The sequence below is a fragment of the Actinomycetospora sp. C-140 genome, assembly GCF_054796175.1.
The window spans coordinates 32,459-53,169 of record NZ_JBTWNF010000025.1 but is presented as its reverse complement, the minus strand read 5'-3'; the positions used below and the strand labels follow the sequence as shown (position 1 = coordinate 53,169).

The following is a 20,711-nucleotide window of genomic DNA, read 5'->3' as shown; positions in this document are numbered from 1 at the left end:
CGGATGCGGGTGGGACGGATGATGCGTCGGATCCAGCGTAGGGATCAACAGGCCACGGCGCTGCGTCTCTTCGGAGGCAAGCGGTGACGAGCAGTGACGGCGTGCGTGACTGGACGGCGCCGGGCACCGCGCCGCTCGTGCCCGAACTGACGCTGCTGCTCGCCGACGACATCCACCGCACCTGGTCGGCGATCGACGAGGAGGCGCCCCCGTTCTGGGCCTTCGCGTGGGTCGGGGGGCAGGCCCTCGCCCGTCACGTGCTCGACCACCCGGAGCTCGTGCGCGGCCGCCGCGTGCTGGACCTGGCCTCCGGCTCGGGGATCGTCGCGATCGCCGCCGCCCGGGCGGGCGCCACCGCCGTCGTCGCCTCGGACACCGACGCCCGCGCCCGGACCGCGATCGGGCTCAACGCCGCCGCCAACGGCGTGGCGGTCGAGGTCGTGGGGGACGTCCTCGAGACCGAGCTCGACCTCGACGTCGACGTGGTCCTCGCCGGCGACGTCTTCTACGAGCAGCCGATGGCGCGGCACATGGAGCGCTTCTGCGACGAGGCGGCCGCGGCCGGCGTCGACGTCGTCGTCGGCGACCCCGGCCGCGAGTACCTGCCGCGCCGGCGCTGCACGGCGCTCGGCGCCCACGACGTGACCGGGACCGCCGACCTCGAGGGCGGGGCCACGACGCGGACGACGGTCTACCGGTTCACCTGACCCCGGTCGCTGCTGTAGAAACCGTCCCGACTGACGGTTCCCCTCCTGATCGAAGGTGTTGCGGTGCGCGCGGTGCAGGTCGTCCGGCTCGACGGGCCCGAAGCGGTCGAGGTCAACGAGGTCGAGGAGCCGAAGGCCACCGGCGACCAGGTGCTGGTCGACGTCGAGGCGGCCGGTGTCGTCTTCCCCGACCTGCTGCTGACCCGCGGCCAGTACCAGATGCGGCCCGAGCTGCCGTTCCTGCTCGGCAGCGAGGTGGCCGGCACCGTGCGCGAGGCGCCCGCCGGCTCCGGCTTCTCCGCGGGCGACCGGGTCGCCGCGCTGCCGGTCCTCGGTGGCTTCGCCGCCACCGTCGCGGTCTCCACCGAGACGGTGTTCCCGCTGCCCGACGAGGTGTCCTTCGACATCGGCGCCGGCCTGCCGATGAACTACCTGACCGCGCACTTCGTGCTCGAGACCCGCGCCCACCTCGCGGCGGGGGAGACCGTGCTCGTGCACGGCGCGGCGGGCGGCGTGGGCGTGGCCTGCATCCAGTTCGCCAAGGCCCGCGGGGCGACGGTGATCGCCGTGGTCTCGTCGGAGGGCAAGGGTGAGGTGGCGACGGCCGCGGGCGCGGACCACTGGGTGCCGGTCGAGGGCTTCAAGGACGCCGCGAAGGAGCTCACCGGGGGTCGGGGGGTCGACGTCGTCGTCGACCCGGTCGGCGGTGACCGTTTCACCGACTCCCTGCGCAGCCTCGGCGACGACGGCCGCCTCGCGGTCGTCGGGTTCACGGCCGGAGACATCCCCACGGTCAAGGTCAACCGGCTGCTGCTCAACAACATCTCGGTGGTCGGCGCGGGCTGGGGGGCCTACGCCTCGAAGCGCCCGGGCTTCATGCACCGGCAGTGGGACGCCATCCGGGACGACGTCGCCGCCGGCCGCCTGGCGCCGCCGATCAGCGCGACCTACCCGCTCGCCGAGTCCGCGTCGGCGATCGCCGAGCTCGCCGAGCGCCGCGTCGCGGGCAAGGTCGTCATCCGGCCCCGGGAGCACTGAGTGGAGCTCGCACACACCCGCACCGGGACCGGCGAACCGGTGCTGCTCCTGCACGGGATCACCCACCGTCGCCAGGGCTGGGACCTCGTCGCGCCGCTGCTCGCGCAGGAGCGCGAGGTCTGGGCGCTGGACATGCCCGACCACGGCGAGTCCCCCGACCTGCCCGGCGACTACGGCGGCGACATCGCCCCGCTCGCCGACGCCGTCGAGGCGTTCTGCCGCGCCCAGGGCCTCGAGCGTCCGCACGTCGTCGGCAACTCGATGGGCGGCCTCGTCGCGCTCGAGCTCGCCGCCCGCGGCACCGTCCGCTCGGCGACCGCGCTCTCGCCCGCGGGCTTCTGGTCGCGGGCCGAGCGCGGCTACGCCAGGGCGGTGCTCGGCGGGGCGCACGCCCTGCTGGCGGTGACCCCGTCGCGGCGCCTCGAGCGGATGCTCGCGGTCCCGGTGCTGCGCACCGCCATCGTCGGGCTGCTCCTCGCGCACCCCTCGCGCATCGACCCGGTGCAGATCACCGGCGACCTGCGGGGCCTGAGCCACCCGGGGACGTCGTTCGCGACCATGCTGGCCCACCTCGACACGTGGGTGCCGCCGCGCCGGGCGTCGGTGCCGACCACCGTCGGCTGGGGTGCGCGCGACCTCCTGCTGCCCCGCTGGCAGTCCCGGCGCCTGCGCCGCGCGCTGCCCGACGCCGCGGTCTACGTGCTCCCCGGGTGCGGTCACGTGCCGATGGGCGACGATCCGGCGCTCGTCGCCGACCTGATCCTCGCCGCGACGCGCCCGCGTCCGGCGGCCGCCTGAGGCGGGACGTCCTCAGACCTCCAGCGCGGCACCGCACGACGGGCACCGCGTCGGCGGGTCCTCGTCGGCGAGCCGGCCGCACTCGGCGCACACCCGGTGCATCCAGCACGCCGGGTCGCCGCCCGCATCGTCGGGGAGTTCGGCGCGCGAGCGCTCCGGGGACGTCATCGCACCATGGTGCCCCGGCCTGGTCGGTTCAGCGCTGGGTGAAGGGATCGTCCATCGCGATCAGCCAGGTGGAGTCGGCCTGCTTGCGCATCAGGACGGTCGCCTGCCCGTTCATGGACGTCGGTCCGTCGGGACCGTTGCCGCGGATCGTCCAGTCCGAGTAGGTGAGCGCGTCCGCGTCCCGCTCGAGGATGGCGCGCGGCCGGAACTCGATGGTGGCCTCGGTGATCGGGAAGTTGAGGCAGAAGTCGCGGATGGCCTCGCGCCCGGCCAGCGGCTTCCCGCCGGGCTCGGGAACGAAGATCGCGTCGGCCTCGTACAGGCCCACCAGGGCGTCGATGTCGCCGGCGTTGAAGCAGTCCCGCCAGACGTCGTCGCCCTGCGCCGGGCTCAGGATCTTCATGGGGACCTCCTCGGTGCTACTGGTGACGTGAGTCACTCAGCGTGGCAGTGATCCGAGGAAAAGGCGCCGAGCGCCACCTGTTCGGCGCACCCATCGTCACGCAAACACGACGAAAGCCCTGGTCTCCGCCTCTTCAGGCGTCCGACCAGGGCTTTCCGGGGTGGGCGATACTGGGATTGAACCAGTGACCCCTACCGTGTCAAGGTAGTGCTCTCCCACTGAGCTAATCGCCCGAGGCGCAGGCGGGAATCGAACCCGCGTACAGGGCTTTGCAGGCCCTTGCCTAAGCCACTCGGCCACTGCGCCAGGCTTCCGGAGGTCGTCCGGCCTACCGTGGCGTGAAACCAGCCGAGGAGCCTCCCGAGCGGACGACGGGACTCGAACCCGCGACCCTCACCTTGGCAAGGTGATGCGCTACCAACTGCGCTACGTCCGCGTGTGGCCGGCGGGTTTCGGATCACCGACCCGCCGTTGCCGACGAAGAGAACACTACTGCATCGTGCGCCCCTCGCTCATCGCGGGGGGGGGCTTGCTCAGCTCGGGTCGCTCGACAGCAGCAGCCCGAGGGCGTGCTCGAGGTCCAGCCAGTCGTCCTCGCAGCCGGGGGCGACGATCTCGTGCGTGCGGGCGAGGAACTCGGAGACCTCGCGGCTCGCGGCCCGGAACGTGGCGTGACCGGACGGGGAGCTGAGCTCGATCTCGATCGACTCGGCGTCGGCCTCGGCCGGGCGGATCCGGACGTCGCCGGCGCCGGCGACACCGAGCAGACCGTCGGTGAGGAGATCGCGCGAGAACACCCACTCCACCCAGCCGGCGCGGCCGGTCCGGAAGGCCGCCTGCACGGCGTAGGGGTCGCGCGTGTCGTAACGCATCTCGACCTGGACGGGCACGGGCGGGTTCGGCGGACCGACGAGGTCGAAGACCGCCGTGGAGCGGATCGTCGTGTGGTCGTTGAGCATGTGGCTGCCTTTCGCACGCTGCTGTCGTCGGGGGAAACGACTGGCGGACGACCCTGTGACGCCGGTTCACCCGGCTCACGCATGCATCACACCGTACGAGCACTTGGTTACCGGCTTACCCGGTTCGGTTCCGTAACGAAGCACCCTCCCCGGCCGGGCGTTCGTGTGTGCCCCGGGAGCACTAGCCTGAGCGACGTCTGACCCGGACACGGACACCAAAGGAGAGGGTCGACCAGTGACCGACGCGTCGCGAGGAGTCCCGGAGGCGGCTCCGGAGCGTGACGACGACGGTCCTGCTCGTGTGACCGACGCCACATTGCTCGAACAGATCGGCGAGCGCAGCGCGGACGCCCTCGCGCAGCTCTACGACCGCTTCGGCCGCCCGGCCTACTCGCTCGCCCGTCGTATCTGCGTGGACGAGTCGTTGGCGGAGGACGTGGTGCAGGAGGCGTTCCTCGTGGTGTGGCGGGACCCCGCCCGGTTCGACCCGGCCCGCGGGACGGTGTCCAGCTGGCTGCTGACCCTCGTGCACCACCGCGCCGTCGACGCCGTGCGCCGCGAGGCGACACGGCGGAAGCGCACCGTGGCGCCGAGTGCCGACGGCGAGGACTGGAACATCCCGCCCGGGCCGGGGGCCGACCAGGCCGCCCTCGGGGCGGTGGTCGCGGGGAAGGTGCGGGACGCCCTCGCCGACCTGCCCGCCGAACAGCGCGAGGCGCTCGCGCTGGCCTACTTCGGCGGTTACACGCAGCGCGAGGTCTCGAGCCTCGTCGGGGTGCCGCTGGGCACCGTGAAGTCCCGGATGTTCGCCGGCACGCAGAAGCTGCGGTCCGTTCTCGGGCCCCAGGTCGAGGTGGAAGGGGAGGACCGATGAACGAACGCGCCGTCCCCGACACCCACACCGGGGCGCACGACGCCCTCGCCGTCGGCTGGGCCCTGCACACTCTCGACGAGGACGAGGCGACGGAGTTCGCCGCGCACCTCGAGGAGTGCCCGGTCTGCCGTCGCACGGTCGACGAGACCACCGAGATGCTCGGCGGCCTCGCCGAGGCGGTCGTCCCGGTCGACCCGCCGCCACAGCTGCGGCGGCGGCTGCTCGACGCCGTGGAGGCCGAGGCGGTGCCGGTCGCCGTCCCGGCCGCCGCGTCCCCCGACGGGACCGTCGTCCCGCTCGCCTCGCGCCGGCGTGCCAACCGGTGGCTCGCGGTCGCCGCCGTCGCCCTGGTGATCGCCGCGGTCGGCGGCATCGTCACGGCGGTGCAGTCGGTGCGCGCCGAGCGCGAGACCGCGGCCGCCGCGGCCGCCCAGGCCGAGCGGGACGCGCCCGTGATCGACATCCTGCGGGACGCCGGTACCCCCGGCACGGCCCACGCCACGCTCGCGGACCCGAACGGCGCCCTCGTCGGCCTCGTCGTCGACGACGGCCGCGGTCAGCGGGTGCTGACGACCGGCCTCGCGGCGAACCCGACCGACGAGATCTACGTCCTGTGGGGGCTCGTCGACGGAACCCCGCAGGCGCTCGGGACGTTCGACGTCGGGGGACAGGGTCCGGGAGTGAGTTCCGTACCCTCGACTCCCGAGGCGGTCCCGTTTGCCGGGTTTGCGGTGTCACTCGAGCCCGGACGCACGGCTCCCGCCTCGCCGACACGAGTCGTCGCGAGTGGACAGGTGGGACGTTGAGCGAACCGGCCGAGCCGTCGACCGTGACCGCGGAGCAGCCGTCCGGAGGCTCGACGGACGGGCAGCCGGACATGCCGCCGGCGCCGCGGCACCGCACGCTGCGGACCCGTCTGCGTCACTTCCGCGCGCGCGTGCGCGGGAACCCGAAGGCGAACAAGGCCTGGCGGCTGGGTATCGGGATCCTCGGCACGGTCGTCCTGTGCGTCGGCGTCGTCGCCATCCCCTACCCCGGCCCGGGATGGCTGATCGTCTTCGCGGGTCTCGGCATCCTCGCCACCGAGTTCACGTGGGCCGGCCGGCTCCTGCGCTTCGCCCGGCGCCACTACGACCGCTGGATGGCGTGGGTCGGCCGCCAGAACATCGTCGTCAAGGCGTTGCTGGGTCTGCTGACGTGCGCCGTCGTCCTCGCGACCCTCTGGCTGCTCGGGGCCTTCTACCTCGTCGCCAAGGTCGTCGGCCTCGGTGGCTGGACCTGGCTGCAGAGCCCGATCGCCTGATGGTCTAGGCTCGGACGCGCTGCGGGCGATTAGCTCAGGGGGAGAGCGCTTCGTTCACACCGAAGAGGTCACTGGTTCGATCCCAGTATCGCCCACCGCAGGTCAGAGGCCCGATCCCGAACCTTGGGGTCGGGCCTTCGCCGTCCCGGCGGGAACACTTCGGGAACATCGGCCCTCACTTGATGCTCGACAGCGAGCCGGCCGGTCCGTCCTCGTTGTCATCGTCGGGCCCGGCCTCGTCGTCCTCGCGGGTCGGCGCCTGCCTGCCGCCGAGGGCGTCGAGGATGCGGTCGTGGTGCTCGGTGCGCCGCGTGTAGAGCTGCAGCGTCGTGGTCACGTTCTCGTGGCCCATCACCCGCTGCACCATGTTCGGCGGGACTCCGTCGTCCACGAGCCACGTCGCGTAGGAGTGACGCAGGTCGTGGAAGCGCAGCGCGGCGCCGGCCTCCCGAGCGACTACCTTCACCGCCTCGTCGTAGGACCCGCAGACCTGGACGACGGACTCGCCGTTGTCGTCGGTCCAGTGGGCTTCGAACTTATGACCGTCGACCTCAACGACCTGGCCGAGTAGTCCCGCCCGGACGAGCGCGGGACGCCAGACGCGGGAGCGGAAGAGCGTCCGGCGCAGCGGCCTGCCGACCGCGTTGGGGAACACCAGGCCGTGATCACCGAGCCCGAACTGCGCCGTGTGGTCGCCGATCATCGTGGTGAGCCATTCCGGCAAGGGCACGGTTCGTCGGCCGGCGCCGGACTTCGGGTAGGGCTTGAACGCCGTGGTGCCACTGACCTCCACCACGACTCGGACCACCCGGAGCAGGCGGTGGTGGAGGTCCAACGCATCTATCCGGAGACCAGCGATCTCACCCCAACGCAGCCCGGCCCACGCGGCGGTGGCAACGAACGCGCGGTAGCGCTCGGGCACGGCGGGCAGCAATAGCTCTGACAGGTCCTCCTTCGCGATCACGCGGTCGTCGTGGTCGTGCTTGCGCCGCTTAGGGAGCCGTACCTCCTCGCAGGGGTTGAAGGCGATGAGCCGGTTCTTGACCGCAGATCGCAGCACCGACGACGTGAGCCGGTACGCCTCGGCCACGGTGGCGGGGGAGCGGCGCCCTGCCAGCTGCGTCACCCATCTCTGTACCGATAGGTGATCGATCTTCGCGAGCTGCCAGTCTTCCCACTGCGGGAGCACATGGGTCCGCATGATCGATGCGTCCCGGGCCTGCGTCGTCGCCTCGCTGTTGCGGCTGTCGAGCCAGGCCCGCGCATGCACCGCGAACCGGAGCCGGCCGGCCTGGGGGTCGACGTACTGACCTCGCGCCTTCGCCGTCTCCTGCTCGGCCAGGAACGTCTTGGCCTCGCGCTTCGTCGTGAAGTTCTTCGATCGCTGACGGTTGGACGGGTCGCGCCACTTGGCCCGATAGGTGCCTTCCGGGGTCCGGTGGATGCTCACGAGGCCACCGCTGACACCTCGGAGAGCCACACGTGGAAAGCCTCGCGCGGCACGAGCCAGCGCCGTCCGAGGCGCTTGGCCGGAATCTCGCCCTTGCGGATCAGCTCGTACGTGATCCCGAGGTTGATCCCGAGCGCCGCGGCGACCTGGCGCACGGTGTAGACCTGCAGCGCCGGAATGTCGTTCAACGACACCGGGTCGTCGGAGCGGTCGGTCAGGTTCTTCAGTAGTTCGTCGCCCTGCATTGTCCTTTCTCCTTCTTCGTGGTCATGCGGTGATCGAGTCGAGTTCGTCGCGGGCGGCTCGTCGCCGCGCTCGGGCGTTGGCGGACGAGGTGTTCGCCAGGAGCGCGTCAGCACTGGTGTGCCAACCGATGCCGGCGTAGGCGAGGGAGCTGACGATGATCTCGGTGGTGTCCTCGTCGCCGGGCTCGTCTCCCTGGTTGGGACGGGCCTGGTGCTGGGCCAGGCGCCAGTCGCGACGGGCCTGCCGCAGGGCGCCAAGGGTCGTGGAGTAGCGGCGGCTGCGAGTGGAGAAGTGGCCGCCGAAGCCGAGCATGTGCGCCCAGCGTTGGAGCCGCCCCCAGCCCGCGGCCCACTCCTTCGCGTCGGCGCGTTCGGGCCGGGTGCCGAGGTACCAGCACACGTCGACCTGACGGCCAACGTGGGTGTCCAACGGCGCGTGGTCTCGCACGGTGTCGGGGCGCAGCCGCCGGGAGGCGTGGCCGGCGAGTTCGGTGGCTTTGGTGGCGTACTTGGCGAGGTAGCCGGCTACGGCGGTGGTGGTGATCTCTCCGGCGTCATCGAGGTCGAGCCGGGAGAGTCGGACGGGGCGGGGGTCGACCTGCTCGCCCCAGGCAATCGGCCAGCCGGCCTCGCGGGCCGGGTGGGCCGCGGTGGAGAACCGGGTCTCGGCGACGGCGTCCCGGAGGATGGTGGCGAGGTGGTTGGCGCCGACCCGAGCGTCGGGTGGGATGACCGCGTCGGGGTCGCGGGGATCGAGGCCGTCGAGGCGCAGCAGGGCGTGGAAGTGCATCGCGCCGCGGTGCTGGAACTCGGCAACCTTGGTGTACGAGAGGCGCAGCTTGATGCCGTGCCGCTTGGCCAGGGCGTCGAGGGCGCGGCGGGCGGTGATGATGGTGCGGCGCCACAGCTCCCCGCCGTGCAGGTTCCACACCGCCTGCGCGGGGTGGTCGTAGCAGTCCAGGCACAGCGGACGTCCACGCTCGGGCGCGTCCTCGCCGTGACGCTGGAAGCAGGCCAGCGGGGCGCCGTGGGGGCAGTGCTCGAGGTCGCGGCGCGGACGACAGGGCAGGACACGCCCGGCGCGGTCGGTGCGGTGCACGTGGACTGCGCCGAAGGACGGGGCGGTGGCGGTCAGGAACACGCACGGGTGCTCGCCCACGGAGGCGGGGACGCTCTTGCCGCCGACCAGGCCGGCGGTGACGAGCTGGTAGGTGTCGGCGCGGTAGATCTCCGCGCAGCCGGGACACACCGAGGCCCGGCGGTTCCCGCACGGGGTGTAGAGCACGCCGTCAGGCATGTCGGTGGTGTGCCGCTCCCCGGTGATGCGACCGGTCGCGGTCTGGACGTGCTGTACGAGCCCGACCAGGCGGATCGGGTGGGAGCAGCCGGCGGCGCCGGCCACGTGTGCGGTCCAGGCGTCGTAGTCCCGCGCGAGTGACGCCCCGAGCTCGTCGAACGACACCGATCCGGCCGCCTTCGCCAGCCGGCGCGCGGCGAGCTCGTCGACCGTCACCCCCGTCGGCCGTATGGTCGGAACCGCTGCCGTGTTCATCGTCGGTCCCAGCGGGACGTGTCGATGCTGGGGTCACAGCTGGCGAGGTAGCGGGCGTTGGCGCGCAGGTCGCGGCCGAGCAGGTCGGCCTCGTTCGGGGAGAGGATCACTTCCACGGTGGTGTCGGGAAGCACCGTGAGGCGGACGACGAGCACGATCGCGGCGGCGTCCATGACCGGGGCGATGTTGGCCGCGCACAGCCGGAACAACAGCGGGCGGCCGTCGTCCTCCGGGTCCGCATCGAGGGCGAGCTGCACCGGTCCACGGTCGGAGGCCGCGCGGCGGGCGGGGGCGTTCACGGGGTGCTCCCGGCGCGCAGGGCGGTGGCGCGGTCGGCGAGGGCGTAGACCTGTTCGTCGGAGAGGTAGGCGGACTTGATGCGGTGGGGTTCGCCGCCTTCGGCGAGCAGGAGGCCGACGCCCTTGTCTTCGGGGGCGATGGCAGCGGCGGTGTGGCCGCGGGTGGCCCAGCCGGCGCCTAACACGATGTCCGACGAGGAGTCGGTGGTGCATCGGAACGCCCACCGGTAGCCGAACAGGTCCCTCAGCGACGTGGGGATGATGTCCGAGGACGGGCGCTGGGTGGCGGCGACGACGATGATCCCGGCGGCCCGGCCGCGGGCGACGAGGTCGCGCGCGAGCACCGAGAAGGTCTCGCGCTGGGTCCTGGTGCCGACGGTGGCCGAGTAGTAGGCGACCTCATCGAACACCCCGACCACAGGACGGATGCCGTAGGCGGCGTCGTCGGGGGTGATCTTGCGTCGGCGTTCGGCGTCGAGTAGGTCGTAGCGGCGGTCCATCTCCGCCTGGAGGTCGTGGCAGGCGGTGATGGCGTCGTCGAGGTCGGGGCCGACGAAACGTTCGGCGCAGGCGCGCCAGAGGCCGAGTTCGACCAGCTTGCCGTCGAACAGCCACAGGTCGCAGTCGGTCGAGAGGGCGGCGTGCCCGACCGGGAGGTTCAGCCCGACCGACTTGCCGGCGCCAGGCTCCCCGGCCAGCAGCATGTTCCGGTACGCGAGGGTGACCCGGACTGGCTGGCCGTGTTCGTCGACGCCGAGGTGGATCGGGTCCCAGATCGACAGCGCCGACGGCTCCGGCGCGCCGTCACAGAGGACAGCGGGCGTGCGGATGGCGTCGAGCCAGTCGCGCAGCAGGACGCGCAGTTGAGTCGGATCAGACATAGTCCGACCAGTCCCCGCCACGGTCGGGCACCACGGTCCGCTCGTCCTCGGTGCGCTCGGGCTGCACGGGCTCGGGGTGGTCGATCACGACCGGGACGTCGTCGCGTTCGTCGAGCGTGGACCGCGAGGCCGGGACACCGTTCGAGCCGGCGGCGCGACTAGTGCCGGAGTGGTGCTGGTTGGCCGGCCTCGGCGGGACGATCACGGTGCCGCACGGGGGCGACTGGCCGGTGGCGGCCGTCCAATCGTCCAGCTCGGAGGCGATCAGGTCGCGGGCGAGCGGGTCGCGGCGGATCACGTCGACCCGCACAAGGGCGGTCATTCGCCGCACGGGCGTTACACGAGCATCACGAGCGAAGCAGCCCGAGGCGATCCACTCCGTCTCGCCTTCGATGTCCGAGGGCGAGATTCCGGCACGCAGGAACAGCCACACGGTCTCGCCGACCTCAGTCGGGTGCGACCACAGGAACAACGGTGCGTGACGGGAGAAGTTCAAGCACCGGCGTTCCACGAGGACCTGACGCAGCCGATGGCGGGTCATGACCGCCGAGCCGCGTCGGGACACGAATCTGCGGAGTGCGGGGAAGGCGATGATCGCGGCGACGGTGACGGCAATAACGGCGGATGCGGCGGCCGGGGGCAGCCAGGAGTAGAGCATCGCGAGGACGGCGAAGCTCAGGATCAGGGTGGTGAGCTCGGCACGGAGCCGGATTAGCAGCCCGGCCACCCGGGCGGCGGGGTGGGTGATCGGATTGCTGATGATCTCGAAGGAGTCGGTGCGGGCGCGGCGCACGATTGGGCGGGTTGCGGGGCGGCCGGTGGTGTTGCGAGCCATGGCAGATCACTCCGAAGGAGAAGGGCCGACGCGGAGCCCGGCCGGTGCGAGAAGAAGCGGGGAGTCGAGCGGGAGAGGGGGTCGGGGCTGCGGGGAAGCCAGCCCCGACCCCGGGGATCAGTCCGGGTAGGCCAGAGCCGAGCAGATGCCGGCGCATGCGAAGACCTGCGAGCCGGTGTGCGAGCGCCCGACCGGTACGGCCGCGATGCCCGCCGGCCCCGTGCGGGTGCCGGGCACCGGGTCGGGCTGGAACTCCGCGGGGAGTTCGGGCCAGAGGAACGAGCGCTCGCACATCACGCACTCGGTTCCGTCGACCTGACTCCCGTTGAGCCCGTGCCACACGGCCTCGCTGCGGGCGGCGGTCACGACCCCGAGCCCTTCGACGGCGCGGGCGCGGTCGAGGCAATGCCCTGAGTGGTGGTGGGGGCATGTTCGATGGCGTCGGCCTTGAACGCCACCCCGGACCGCTGGCCCTGCTGCCAGGGGATCGCGATGAGCTTGACCGGGCGCACCTCCGCGCCCTGCCCGATGTCCGGGGCGCCGGGCGTGGTCACCGCGATGATCTCCGCCCCGTCGTCGTCCAGCTTGATCAGCTGCGTGACGAACAGCGGAGTGCCGGTCGTGCGGTCGGTGCGCTGGCGGCCCTCCATGTCGTTCTTCGGGCGCGGCTCCACCCCCACGCTGAACTTGGTGTCCGAGGTGTCCACCTTGATCATTGCCATGTCGTCCTCCGAGGACTTCCGCGATGACCCCGGGCTCGGGGCACCATGAAGACTCCGGAGATCGACGGGACAACCACACCACACGGCTGGACTTCTTCGGACGTCCTTGAGATCCTTGGACGTCCTAGACGTCCCCCCGAAGGGTGCCGGTCGTGGCGAATGAACGGCTACGCGATGCGCTGCACCGCGGCGGGGTGACACTCGACGACGTCGCCGAACGGACCAGCGTCGACCCCAAGACCGTCGAGCGTTGGATCACTCAGGACCGCGTCCCTTACCCCCGTCATCGACGCACGGTGGCGCAGATGCTGGCCGAGGCCGAGTCGTACCTCTGGCCGTCGGCCCACTCGGACCAGAAGGTCGACGAGATCTCGGGCTCCGAGGTCGTTAAGGTCTACTCGAGCCGCAACGCCGTGCCGCGCGAGCTGTGGGACCGGCTGCTCGGCGACGCCACCGCGCGCGTGGACATCCTCGTGTACGTCGGCATGTTTCTCACCGAGAACCCGGCGTTGCTACCCGCACTGCGGGAGAAGGGTGCGGCCGGCGGCCGGGTTCGCCTGTTGTTCGGCGACCCGAACAGTCGCGAAGTGATGCGACGCAGCACCGACGAGGGCATCGGGCGCAATGCGATCTCGGCGAAGATTCGCAACGCGCTTGCGTTCTTCGGGCGCATCGCGGACGCGCCCGGTGTTGACATCAGGTGCCACGGCACAACGCTCTACAACTCGATCTACCGCTACGACGACGAAATGATCGTCAACCCGCATGTCTACGGCGCCCCGGCGCCGCACGCCCCGGCTATGCACCTGCGTCGGCTCTCGGCCGGGTTGATGTTCGAGACGTACGCGCAGAGCTTCGACGTCGTGTGGGAGGCCGCGAAGCCGCCAAAGTGGTAGGTCTGGTGACGTGGGCAAGACCGACTACTACGACGACCCGACGGCACCGGCCGCCAACAGCCTCGTCGTCGCCGTCGCCGTGGTCGTACTCGACGACGAGGGCCGGGTCCTGCTCATTCAGCGCACCGACAACGGGTTGTGGGCGCTGCCCGGTGGCGGTCAGGAGCTGGGCGAGTCGGTCAGCCAGGCCGGTGTACGCGAGACCCGCGAGGAGACCGGCCTGGACGTCGAGGTGACTGGCATCGTCGGGGTGTACTCCGACCCCCGTCACGTCATCTCCTACGACGACGGCGAGGTCCGCCAGGAGTTCTCCATCTGCCTGCGCGCCCGACCAGTCTCGGGGGAGCTGACGACGAGCAGCGAGAGCCGGGTCGTGCGTTGGGTCGATCCCGGGCTGCTCGGCCAGCTCGACATGCACCCGACGATGCGTCGCCGGGTCGAGCACGGCCTGGCCGCCGACGCCCCTCACGTCGACTGAGGCACCCCGGCTGCCGTCATCCGCGCGCGGGTGCGATCCACCGCGGCTCTCAGCGAGGGTTCGGCGATGCCGAGAAACCGGGTCACGAGGTGATCCGGTCCGTACCGCTGTCTGATCTCCGCCCAGCGCTCGTCGGGTGAGAGCCGCTCACCTCGGGGGCCGGTGACCGCATCGCAGTACCAAAGAGCGTCACGAGTCACGCTCTCCTCATCGTCGAACGCCTCGAGCCCGTCGACGCCACGTAGCTCGGCCTCGACCGTCGCCGCAGAGTGGTGCGCGACCAGGCTGACGATGCGCTCGTCGTATCCGTGCTTGGCAAGGAATCGCGCCCCGTCGAGCGGATGAAATCCGATACGCGCCACGATCGGCGAATACCCGATGTCATGCAGGACCGCGGACTGAAACAAGGTGTCACGATCTGCGCCCTTGACGTGGGCAATCCGCAGCGCTTCTCGCGCCACTGACTGCACGTGAAGCCACCTCTCGGGCAGATGCTCAGCCAGCGCCAGTTCAGCGAGCGCACGAGCATCGGAGAAAGAGGGCACGGTCCGACCATATCCACCATCGCCGAAGCAGGGAACCGCCCGTTTGCTCAGCGCGCCGAGCCTGCGCCCCTGATCGGTGAGAACTTTCTTTACGTCTTCAAGCCGGCCCTGACGGGCCAGACCGGGCGGCTCCGCAGCCGGCTCGCCTATACCTTCGGCCCGGCGACCGGCGCGGGCACGCCCGGCCACCTTCCCGTAGACCAGCAGCAGACGCCCAAGTCTCACCAAGCCTAGGCAGCTCAGGGCCGCGCGGCCGAGATGAAGAGCCGTGGAACCGCCTCCGGCGGGAGAGGTCTGTGGTCCCCGGAGCGTCACACGGGCGCCCTCACGATCAAGGGTGCTGCGCATCGCTCCGCGACGGCCGGCCCACCGCAAGGCAAGATTGAGCAACGCGGCAGGGACGAGGAGGCGGTGAACCGGCCGCCCTTGATCGTGAGCCTCCGCGCCCGTGCTTAGGCGCTCCAAGCGTGGCGGGGGCAGCGCCCCGCCACCCGACCGGGAACCACAGCCCACAGCACCTTGGAAGCTGACTAAGCTGCGACGCTGGCCGGCGGGTCGATCTACTTGATGCGCTTGAGACGCAGCTAATGACCGTCGTCGCTGGCGAACAATTCCGCTTGCTGCAACACAAGCTCTACGGCTTGCGCTTCAAGGTCGGGAGGGTAATCGTATTTGGCGAGAAGACGGCGCACCTTGCTCCGCATCTTCGCACGCACTGACTCCTTGAGATTCCAATCAATTGTTGCGCTTTCGCGGACTGAGGCAACCAGCTCCGACGCCATTTTCTTTAGGGTCTCGTCGCCCATCTGCGTTAGGGCCGCGTCATTCTGCGCAACTGCATCGTAGAAAGCTGCTTCAGCAGCAGCCAGCCCCAATTCGTCGTGCCGGTTAACCTGATTCCGCATGTCCTTCGCCAACTCAACCAGCTCCGCAATAATTTCTGCGGTCGTGAGCGTGCGATTCGTATACTTGTTGATGGCGCTCTCGAGCAGCTCAGAGAACCTTCTAGCCTGCACTACGTTCGACTTGCGTATACTCCGAACCTGGTCGTTGAGCAGTCTTCGGAGCAGGCCCAGCTGAAGGTTCGGCTTATCTCTGTCGGCGAGCGAATCGAGGAACTCGTCTGACAGCGTCGAAATCTCTGGCGTCTCAACACCAGCCAGCTTGTAGATGTCGACTACTTCGTCAGACGTGACCGCTTCGTTCACGAGTTGGCCGATCGCAGTATCTACATCGACCGCTCCTGCGCCGCCCCGTCCCGAGTCCGGGTTTTGAATCTTGAGGATTGCAGCTCGAACGTCGGTAAATAGTCGCACATCATTGCGTATGGCGTCCGCCTCGTCCCGTGCAGCGCAGATGGCGTACGCCTTCGCCAGCGCGAGCACTTGGTCAAGGAATCGCTCGACCCGGTCGGGGTCACTCATCACGAAATCGAGGACCTTGGCGTGCTCGGACAAGCGCTGAGCGGGTTGCAGCGTTGGTGATGAGTTGTACGAACAACCATGAAGTATGCCGGTGATTACGTCATGCTTCTCCAGCATCACGTCAATCATGTCCTCGATCGGCACACCAGCTTGGTCTCGATCGGACGGGGAGTACTCGACAAGCGCCTTCTGCAGGTTTGCGAACACGCCGATGAAATCGACGATCAAACCACCAGGCTTGTCGCGGAACGTCCGGTTCACCCGGGCTATCGCTTGCATAAGCCCGGCACCCTGCATGGTCTTGTCGACGTACATCGTGTGCATCACCGGCGAGTCGAAACCTGTGAGCCACATATCGCGAACGATCACGAGTTCGAGCGGATCGTTGAGGTCCTTCGCGCGAGCCTTTATGTCTCGCCGTACTTCCTTGTTGTAGATGTGCGGCTGGAACTCTGCCGGGTCCGAGGCCGAGCCGGTCATGATTACTTTGATCTTGCCGAGCGAGGGGTCGCTGTTGTGCCACTCAGGACGAAGCGCGACGATCTTGTCGTAGAGCGACACTGCGATGCGGCGGGACATGGAAACGACCATCCCCTTGCCGAGAATTGACTTGCGGCGCTTGTCCCAGTGCTCGACGATATCTTGCGCAATCCTGTCAAGACGCTCGTCAGCCCCGACAATTGCCTCAAGGCGCGCCCATCGGGTCTTGGCCTTACTAGCTTCGTCCTCCTCTACCTGCTCCGTGATCTCATCCGCGAGGGCATCGAGCGCGTCTCGGTCGTCCGATGCTAGCGATACTTGGGCTAGCCTCGACTCGTAGAAGATCTTGACCGTCGCGCCATCTTGGACGGCGCGCGTGAGGTCGTAGACGTCGATGTATGTACCAAAGACCGCGCGTGTCGACTTGTCCGCGGATTCGATCGGTGTGCCCGTGAACCCGAGGTAGGTTGCGCCTGGCAGAGCATCTCGCATGCTCTTAGCGAGGCCTCCACGGATCGTTCCATCCGGTGCGAGCCTCTCGACGAACCCGTACTGCGACCGGTGCGCCTCATCGGCAACAACGACTACATTTCGCCTATCGGTAAGCACGAGCTCCGTGTCGTCTCGCGGATCGGTAGCGAACTTCTGCAACGTAGTGAAGATTATGCCGCCGGAAGCACGCTGCAGCTTCTGCCTCAGGTCCGACCGAGAGGATGCTTGAGCCGGTGCCTCTGGAAGAATTCGTGCCGGCGCGAACACTTCGTCGAACAACTGATCGTCCAAATCATTTCGATCCGTGATGAACACGAGTGTGGGATTGCTCATCCGGTTGTCGCGCATCATCTTAGCGGCGTAGAGCAACATCTCGACAGACTTGCCGGACCCTTGCGTATGCCAGACAACGCCACCGCGCCGATCCCCGGATGGCTGGGCAGCCCTGACAGTCGACTCGATAGCTGCATTAACTGCCCAGTACTGGTGATACTTGGCGATGCGCTTAACTACACCATCGCCTTCGTCGCTGAAGCTAATGAAGTTCTGAACAACATCCAGCAATCGGGATGGCTCAAAGACTCCCTTGATCAATACCTCAAGGGCCGCTCTGTCGCTGACGACCGCACTCCCGTCGATCGTCTTCCACGGAGAATAGTGCTCGAAGGGAGCAGTGAACGCACCGAGAGCAGCACTTATTCCGTCCGAGATCACGACAAGTGCGTTAGGCGTGAAGGCCTGCGGAATGTCGTTGCGATATGTTTGGATTTGGTTCCAGGCGCTCTTCAGAGTGGCGCCTTCGTTTGCCGAATTCTTCAGCTCAAGCAACGCAACCGGGATGCCGTTGAGGAAGATGACAATGTCTGGTCTCCGTGTCCTCCCATGGTATGTCACAGAAAATTGATTCACTGCCAGCCAGTCATTGCTCTGGCCGTGTGACCAGTCGACGACCTGGATTCGTGTTGTCCGCAGCGAGCCATCGGGGGCGCGGTGTTCAATAGGAATCCCATGGACAATTAGTTCGTGAACGCGAGCGTTCTCCTCGATCTCGCTCTGGGAGGTTGCTCGCTCAAGGCGCTTCAGCGCTTCGTCGACCAGAGATGGGTCTTCTTGGTTGAGCCTCCGCGCAGCCGAACGGACGCGGTCGTACAAGTACACTTGTTCGTAAGAGGCGCGCTCCGCGCCGGGAGCCTCTGGCGCAATTGTTGGACCTGAGATCGTATGAAACCCGACCTCGGCGAACCAAGAGAGTGCCGCCATCTCGACAGTATTCTCGTTGAAGCTAGTCATGACACGCTCTCTGCGTCGGCCAGCTGATGGATAGGTGCGTGGACCCGTCCACTAATCAGCTCCGGTAGGATTGTTGTGCGAAGCTCCTTCAGTCTCACAATCTCGTCTGCCTTCTGCCGGTAAACAGAAAACAGATTGGAGAGCCGCACCTCTAGAGTCTCTCGAACCGATTCAGCAGGGATAGGAACCTTGAGCGCTTTCAAGTTCGTCATGCTGATCTTTGCCTGGACTGCACCTGTCACCAACGGTCGCACGTCCGACGCGGAGAGTGCGAGGTAGAGCAGCTCGTTCGAGAGCCCCTTGCCGGACAGCGGATGCGCGTGGTTGTTAATCCAAGCTTTGCCCCAGATGTACTGGAGAACGGGCGAGCCATCGTCTTCAACAACACTGCCGTCTTCACCTACGAGAACGAGGACTTCGTCGAACAGGTAGTCATCGATGAACCCAAAAACGCCGGTCGCGCCATAGTATGGAAACGGACCGGGCCGACGATCTCGCTCTCGGCTCGACAGGGGTACTCGTCTTCGATTGTGAAACGTAGCCACTTCTGCAACGGGCGCGAAATGAAAACCACCTTCGTCGAGTGCCGCCTGGAAGCAGGTCCGGCTTAGCTCGGCAATCAGGCGCAACGCGCGAGTGTTGCAATCGATTTTGTCGTCAATAGAGAGCAGGACTGCAGAAATTGCTTTCTGGACTGGCGGAGGAGGTATATCGACAGCGAGGCTGGCGAGGCGAACTCGTGACAATTCAGTCTGGCCGGTGCTTCCTTCGGCCATCCTTTCGATATTGGCCTCGTTGGCGGCTAGCAAGTAGCCGAGCCAGGCTGCGTCTGTAGATGGAAGCGGGCGTACGATGGTCAAGTGACTATCGGCCGTCGTCGGGGCCGCTAACTCAACGACTGGCGCCGTGCGCCCTAGGGTTCCCACCCCAGTGGAGTTCACGAGCACATCGCCGCACAACAAGAGCTTCTCCTGTTTAACAGGCTTTGTTCCGGTATCGTGGCGCCTGGCACGAGCGAAATCTAGTCGATTGTTTCTCACGCACTTCTGGTTGACGACAATTGCGGAGCCGCTATCTGCGTACTTTGGGGTAATACCCCGTCCGACTACTTCGGCAATGTCGGCTAATGTACCCGGAGTCCATTCATCGTTCACAGAAGGTCCTCCAGATTGCGGCGCAGTGCAACTTCAAGGGTCTGGCCGGCGTCAAGCTCTCGAAACAACTCGTCGGTTAAACGAACGAGCTTCTCGTCAATTGGCTCGTCGTCGGTCTCAGCAGCGATCGCACGAACGTAACGTGTCGGGCTTAGAACGAAGTCTTGCTCTTCGATCTCGTGGAACGAGGCAGATCGTGCGAAGCCCGGAATGTCTGCATAGTCAGCCGACCGCTCTCGCCACGAGTGGTAGGTGCCGGCGATCTTCTGAATATCTTCGTCGCTCAGCTCTCGCAGCCGCTGGCTAACCATGTGACCAAGCTTGCTGGCGTCAATGAACAGCACTTCGCCCTGACGGTCCCGATGGCCATTACCGCTACGCCCCTTCGACAGGAACCATAGGCTGACCGCGATCCCTGTATTGAAGAAGAGCTTGCTGGGAAGGGTGACGATACAGTCTACGAGATCATCCTCGATGATCCTACGGCGAATATCGTCCTCACCACCCGACTTCGAGGTCAGCGAACCATTCGCGAGTACGAAACCAGCGGTTCCACGCGGAGCAAGATGGTGTACGAAGTGCTGGACCCATGCGAAGTTCGCGTTGCCTTCAGGGGGAGTGCCATACTTCCAGCGTGGGTCACCTGTGAGCTTTGCGTCCCACCAGTACGATACATTGAATGGAGGATTTGCGATAATGTAGTCAGCGCGCAAGTCAGGGTGAAGGTCCTGAGTAAATGAATCCGCGGAATTTTCGCCGAGGTCGGCCTCGATTCCCCTAAGCGCCAGATTCATCTTCGCGAGCTTCCACGTGGTGTCAGTGTACTCTTGCCCAAAGACAGAAAGGTCGGACCTGTTGCCGCCGTGCGCCGCAACAAAGTTGGCCGATTGCACGAACATGCCGCCTGAGCCGCATGCGGGGTCATAGACTCGTCCTCTGTACGGTTCAAGCATCTCGACGAGTAGACGAACGACCCAGCGGGGGGTGTAGTAGGCGCCGGCGTCCTTGCCGGTTTCTTTTCCTGCAAACTGTCCTAGGAAGTATTCGTACACTCGCCCGAGGACATCGTCGCTACCGTGATCGTCAGTCTCGGTGAAACCGATCGACCCGATTAGATCGACGAGTTGCCCTAGTCGGCGCTTATCGAGGCCTTCCCGGCCATAGTTACGAGGCAGTACTCCTCGAATAGACGGGTTTAGCTTCTCGACTTTATCCATTGCGGCGTCAATCGTCTGCCCTACCGACGGCAGCTTTGCCTGGCCTTGAATGGCGCCCCAACGTGCCTCTGATGGTACCCAGAAGATGTTCTGGCTAGTGTATTCGTCCCGATCTTCAAGGAATTGCGCTCGCCGTTGAGAGTTCGGAATGTACTCGTCCGAGTCAGGGTCGGATAGTTGTCGCTCGAGCTGCGCTCTTCTAGCTTCAAATCGGTCAGAAATATATTTCAGAAAGACAAGTCCCAGGACGACGTGTTTGTACTCGGAAGGTTCTTGGTTACCTCTGAGAGCATCGGCCGCATCCCAAAGCCGAGCCTCCAGACTCTTGGTAGGGCCAGGCTTGGCGGTTCGGGCCATTGGTCGCCTTCCTCTAGGCACTGTGACTCAAGTCGCAAGGCTGGGAGATCGTAACCGTCGACCCGAGCCGATGGTCGTGGCCCGGGGGTGCAAGCCGCGGATGAGACCTTGCGGCCGTACCAACGGCGGACGCGTTCACCCCAC

The 20,711-nt window shown here is 67.3% G+C and carries 23 protein-coding genes and 4 tRNA genes; 9 read left to right on the top strand and 18 right to left on the bottom strand.

Annotated features, from left to right (window positions below; genetic code table 11):
* Positions 1–101 precede the first annotated feature (101 nt).
* From ACR9E3_RS29895 to ACR9E3_RS29885, 3 genes are all read left to right on the top strand, one after another.
* Complete coding sequence (locus ACR9E3_RS29895) at positions 102–707, top strand: class I SAM-dependent methyltransferase (RefSeq protein ID WP_460384543.1); 606 nt, start codon at positions 102–104, stop codon at positions 705–707.
* 63 nt (positions 708–770) lie between these two features.
* Complete coding sequence (locus ACR9E3_RS29890) at positions 771–1,745, top strand: NADPH:quinone oxidoreductase family protein (RefSeq protein WP_460384541.1); 975 nt, start codon at positions 771–773, stop codon at positions 1,743–1,745.
* The gene (locus tag ACR9E3_RS29885) at positions 1,746–2,543 is read left to right on the top strand and encodes an alpha/beta fold hydrolase (protein ID WP_460384540.1); all 798 of its coding nucleotides are present in this window, start codon (positions 1,746–1,748) and stop codon (positions 2,541–2,543) included.
* 12 nt (positions 2,544–2,555) lie between these two features.
* Here the strand turns inward: ACR9E3_RS29885 and ACR9E3_RS29880 are convergent, their stop codons facing one another.
* The 6 genes from ACR9E3_RS29880 to ACR9E3_RS29855 all read right to left on the bottom strand — a co-directional run bounded on the left by ACR9E3_RS29880 (position 2,556) and on the right by ACR9E3_RS29855 (position 4,073).
* Positions 2,556–2,711: a hypothetical protein gene (locus ACR9E3_RS29880; protein WP_460384538.1), complete on the bottom strand. Its 156-nt coding sequence runs from the start codon at positions 2,709–2,711 to the stop codon at positions 2,556–2,558.
* Between the two features lie 28 nt (positions 2,712–2,739).
* Positions 2,740–3,114 (bottom strand): YybH family protein, encoded by a 375-nt coding sequence (locus tag ACR9E3_RS29875; protein WP_460384537.1) that lies wholly within the window; start codon positions 3,112–3,114, stop codon positions 2,740–2,742.
* 161 nt (positions 3,115–3,275) lie between these two features.
* Positions 3,276–3,347, bottom strand: a tRNA-Val gene (locus ACR9E3_RS29870).
* 1 nt (position 3,348) lies between these two features.
* Positions 3,349–3,420, bottom strand: a tRNA-Cys gene (locus tag ACR9E3_RS29865).
* Positions 3,421–3,477: 57 nt separating this feature from the next.
* A tRNA-Gly gene (locus ACR9E3_RS29860) sits at positions 3,478–3,550 on the bottom strand.
* 97 nt (positions 3,551–3,647) lie between these two features.
* Complete coding sequence (locus ACR9E3_RS29855; RefSeq protein WP_460384535.1) at positions 3,648–4,073, bottom strand: SsgA family sporulation/cell division regulator; 426 nt, start codon at positions 4,071–4,073, stop codon at positions 3,648–3,650.
* 301 nt (positions 4,074–4,374) lie between these two features.
* Here ACR9E3_RS29855 and ACR9E3_RS29850 point away from each other — a divergent pair, with 301 nt between their 5' ends.
* The 4 genes from ACR9E3_RS29850 (at position 4,375) to ACR9E3_RS29835 (ending at position 6,345) form a co-directional block, all read left to right on the top strand.
* The gene (locus ACR9E3_RS29850; protein ID WP_460384534.1) at positions 4,375–4,947 is read left to right on the top strand and encodes a sigma-70 family RNA polymerase sigma factor; all 573 of its coding nucleotides are present in this window, start codon (positions 4,375–4,377) and stop codon (positions 4,945–4,947) included.
* Positions 4,944–5,753, top strand: a complete 810-nt coding sequence (locus tag ACR9E3_RS29845; protein ID WP_460384532.1) for an anti-sigma factor — start codon at positions 4,944–4,946, stop codon at positions 5,751–5,753. Before ACR9E3_RS29850 ends, ACR9E3_RS29845 begins: the two co-directional genes overlap by 4 nt.
* On the top strand, positions 5,750–6,250 hold the full coding sequence (locus ACR9E3_RS29840; RefSeq protein WP_460384531.1) for a TIGR02611 family protein: 501 nt from the start codon (positions 5,750–5,752) through the stop codon (positions 6,248–6,250). The genes ACR9E3_RS29845 and ACR9E3_RS29840 overlap by 4 nt, the downstream gene beginning before the upstream one ends.
* A 23-nt stretch (positions 6,251–6,273) precedes the next feature.
* Positions 6,274–6,345 (top strand) — tRNA-Val (locus ACR9E3_RS29835).
* A gap of 80 nt (positions 6,346–6,425) precedes the next feature.
* Here the strand turns inward: ACR9E3_RS29835 and ACR9E3_RS29830 are convergent.
* From ACR9E3_RS29830 to ACR9E3_RS29795, 8 genes are all read right to left on the bottom strand, one after another.
* The gene (locus ACR9E3_RS29830; RefSeq protein ID WP_460384530.1) at positions 6,426–7,700 is read right to left on the bottom strand and encodes a tyrosine-type recombinase/integrase; all 1,275 of its coding nucleotides are present in this window, start codon (positions 7,698–7,700) and stop codon (positions 6,426–6,428) included.
* Positions 7,697–7,945, bottom strand: coding sequence for an excisionase family DNA-binding protein (locus ACR9E3_RS29825; RefSeq protein WP_460384529.1), 249 nt, complete (start codon positions 7,943–7,945; stop codon positions 7,697–7,699). The genes ACR9E3_RS29830 and ACR9E3_RS29825 overlap by 4 nt, the downstream gene beginning before the upstream one ends.
* Before the next feature lie 22 nt (positions 7,946–7,967).
* Positions 7,968–9,458 carry a replication initiator gene (locus tag ACR9E3_RS29820; protein ID WP_460384528.1) on the bottom strand — a complete coding sequence of 497 codons (1,491 nt, stop codon included), beginning with the start codon at positions 9,456–9,458 and terminating at the stop codon, positions 7,968–7,970.
* Between the two features lie 35 nt (positions 9,459–9,493).
* Positions 9,494–9,796 (bottom strand): hypothetical protein, encoded by a 303-nt coding sequence (locus tag ACR9E3_RS29815; RefSeq protein WP_460384526.1) that lies wholly within the window; start codon positions 9,794–9,796, stop codon positions 9,494–9,496.
* Entirely contained in the window at positions 9,793–10,677 is an 885-nt protein-coding gene (locus ACR9E3_RS29810; RefSeq protein ID WP_460384525.1) for an FtsK/SpoIIIE domain-containing protein, read from the bottom strand. Before ACR9E3_RS29810 ends, ACR9E3_RS29815 begins: the two co-directional genes overlap by 4 nt.
* Positions 10,670–11,512, bottom strand: coding sequence for a hypothetical protein (locus ACR9E3_RS29805; RefSeq protein WP_460384523.1), 843 nt, complete (start codon positions 11,510–11,512; stop codon positions 10,670–10,672). The genes ACR9E3_RS29810 and ACR9E3_RS29805 overlap by 8 nt, the downstream gene beginning before the upstream one ends.
* A 117-nt stretch (positions 11,513–11,629) precedes the next feature.
* A complete protein-coding gene (locus tag ACR9E3_RS29800; RefSeq protein WP_460384522.1) occupies positions 11,630–11,878 on the bottom strand; it encodes a hypothetical protein in 249 nt (82 codons plus the stop codon).
* Positions 11,875–12,234 carry a hypothetical protein gene (locus tag ACR9E3_RS29795; RefSeq protein WP_460384521.1) on the bottom strand — a complete coding sequence of 120 codons (360 nt, stop codon included), beginning with the start codon at positions 12,232–12,234 and terminating at the stop codon, positions 11,875–11,877. Before ACR9E3_RS29795 ends, ACR9E3_RS29800 begins: the two co-directional genes overlap by 4 nt.
* A 152-nt stretch (positions 12,235–12,386) precedes the next feature.
* Here ACR9E3_RS29795 and ACR9E3_RS29790 point away from each other — a divergent pair, with 152 nt between their 5' ends.
* Both ACR9E3_RS29790 and ACR9E3_RS29785 read left to right on the top strand, forming a co-directional pair.
* Positions 12,387–13,130 carry a DUF5919 domain-containing protein gene (locus ACR9E3_RS29790; protein WP_460384520.1) on the top strand — a complete coding sequence of 248 codons (744 nt, stop codon included), beginning with the start codon at positions 12,387–12,389 and terminating at the stop codon, positions 13,128–13,130.
* 10 nt (positions 13,131–13,140) lie between these two features.
* Positions 13,141–13,608 (top strand): NUDIX hydrolase, encoded by a 468-nt coding sequence (locus ACR9E3_RS29785; RefSeq protein ID WP_460384519.1) that lies wholly within the window; start codon positions 13,141–13,143, stop codon positions 13,606–13,608.
* Here the strand turns inward: ACR9E3_RS29785 and ACR9E3_RS29780 are convergent.
* The 4 genes from ACR9E3_RS29780 to ACR9E3_RS29765 all read right to left on the bottom strand — a co-directional run bounded on the left by ACR9E3_RS29780 (position 13,596) and on the right by ACR9E3_RS29765 (position 20,567).
* Complete coding sequence (locus ACR9E3_RS29780; protein ID WP_460384518.1) at positions 13,596–14,153, bottom strand: HD domain-containing protein; 558 nt, start codon at positions 14,151–14,153, stop codon at positions 13,596–13,598. The genes ACR9E3_RS29785 and ACR9E3_RS29780 overlap by 13 nt on opposite strands.
* A 584-nt stretch (positions 14,154–14,737) precedes the next feature.
* Complete coding sequence (locus ACR9E3_RS29775; protein ID WP_460384517.1) at positions 14,738–17,839, bottom strand: type I restriction endonuclease subunit R; 3,102 nt, start codon at positions 17,837–17,839, stop codon at positions 14,738–14,740.
* Positions 17,836–18,993, bottom strand: a complete 1,158-nt coding sequence (locus ACR9E3_RS29770) for a restriction endonuclease subunit S (protein ID WP_460384516.1) — start codon at positions 18,991–18,993, stop codon at positions 17,836–17,838. The genes ACR9E3_RS29775 and ACR9E3_RS29770 overlap by 4 nt, the downstream gene beginning before the upstream one ends.
* The gene (locus ACR9E3_RS29765; RefSeq protein WP_460384515.1) at positions 18,990–20,567 is read right to left on the bottom strand and encodes a type I restriction-modification system subunit M; all 1,578 of its coding nucleotides are present in this window, start codon (positions 20,565–20,567) and stop codon (positions 18,990–18,992) included. Before ACR9E3_RS29765 ends, ACR9E3_RS29770 begins: the two co-directional genes overlap by 4 nt.
* Positions 20,568–20,711: the final 144 nt, after the last annotated feature.

What these genes read in the sequence shown, in the direction of transcription:
- ACR9E3_RS29880 (WP_460384538.1), bottom strand. Translation starts at nt 2,711, where the DNA reads ATGACGTCCCCGGAGCGCTCGCGCGCCGAACTCCCCGACGATGCGGGC.
- ACR9E3_RS29875 (WP_460384537.1), bottom strand. Translation starts at nt 3,114, where the DNA reads ATGAAGATCCTGAGCCCGGCGCAGGGCGACGACGTCTGGCGGGACTGC.
- ACR9E3_RS29855 (WP_460384535.1), bottom strand. Translation starts at nt 4,073, where the DNA reads ATGCTCAACGACCACACGACGATCCGCTCCACGGCGGTCTTCGACCTC.
- ACR9E3_RS29845 (WP_460384532.1), top strand. Translation starts at nt 4,944, where the DNA reads ATGAACGAACGCGCCGTCCCCGACACCCACACCGGGGCGCACGACGCC.
- ACR9E3_RS29825 (WP_460384529.1), bottom strand. Translation starts at nt 7,945, where the DNA reads ATGCAGGGCGACGAACTACTGAAGAACCTGACCGACCGCTCCGACGAC.
- ACR9E3_RS29810 (WP_460384525.1), bottom strand. Translation starts at nt 10,677, where the DNA reads ATGTCTGATCCGACTCAACTGCGCGTCCTGCTGCGCGACTGGCTCGAC.
- ACR9E3_RS29805 (WP_460384523.1), bottom strand. Translation starts at nt 11,512, where the DNA reads ATGGCTCGCAACACCACCGGCCGCCCCGCAACCCGCCCAATCGTGCGC.
- ACR9E3_RS29795 (WP_460384521.1), bottom strand. Translation starts at nt 12,234, where the DNA reads ATGGCAATGATCAAGGTGGACACCTCGGACACCAAGTTCAGCGTGGGG.
- ACR9E3_RS29775 (WP_460384517.1), bottom strand. Translation starts at nt 17,839, where the DNA reads ATGACTAGCTTCAACGAGAATACTGTCGAGATGGCGGCACTCTCTTGG.
- ACR9E3_RS29765 (WP_460384515.1), bottom strand. Translation starts at nt 20,567, where the DNA reads ATGGCCCGAACCGCCAAGCCTGGCCCTACCAAGAGTCTGGAGGCTCGG.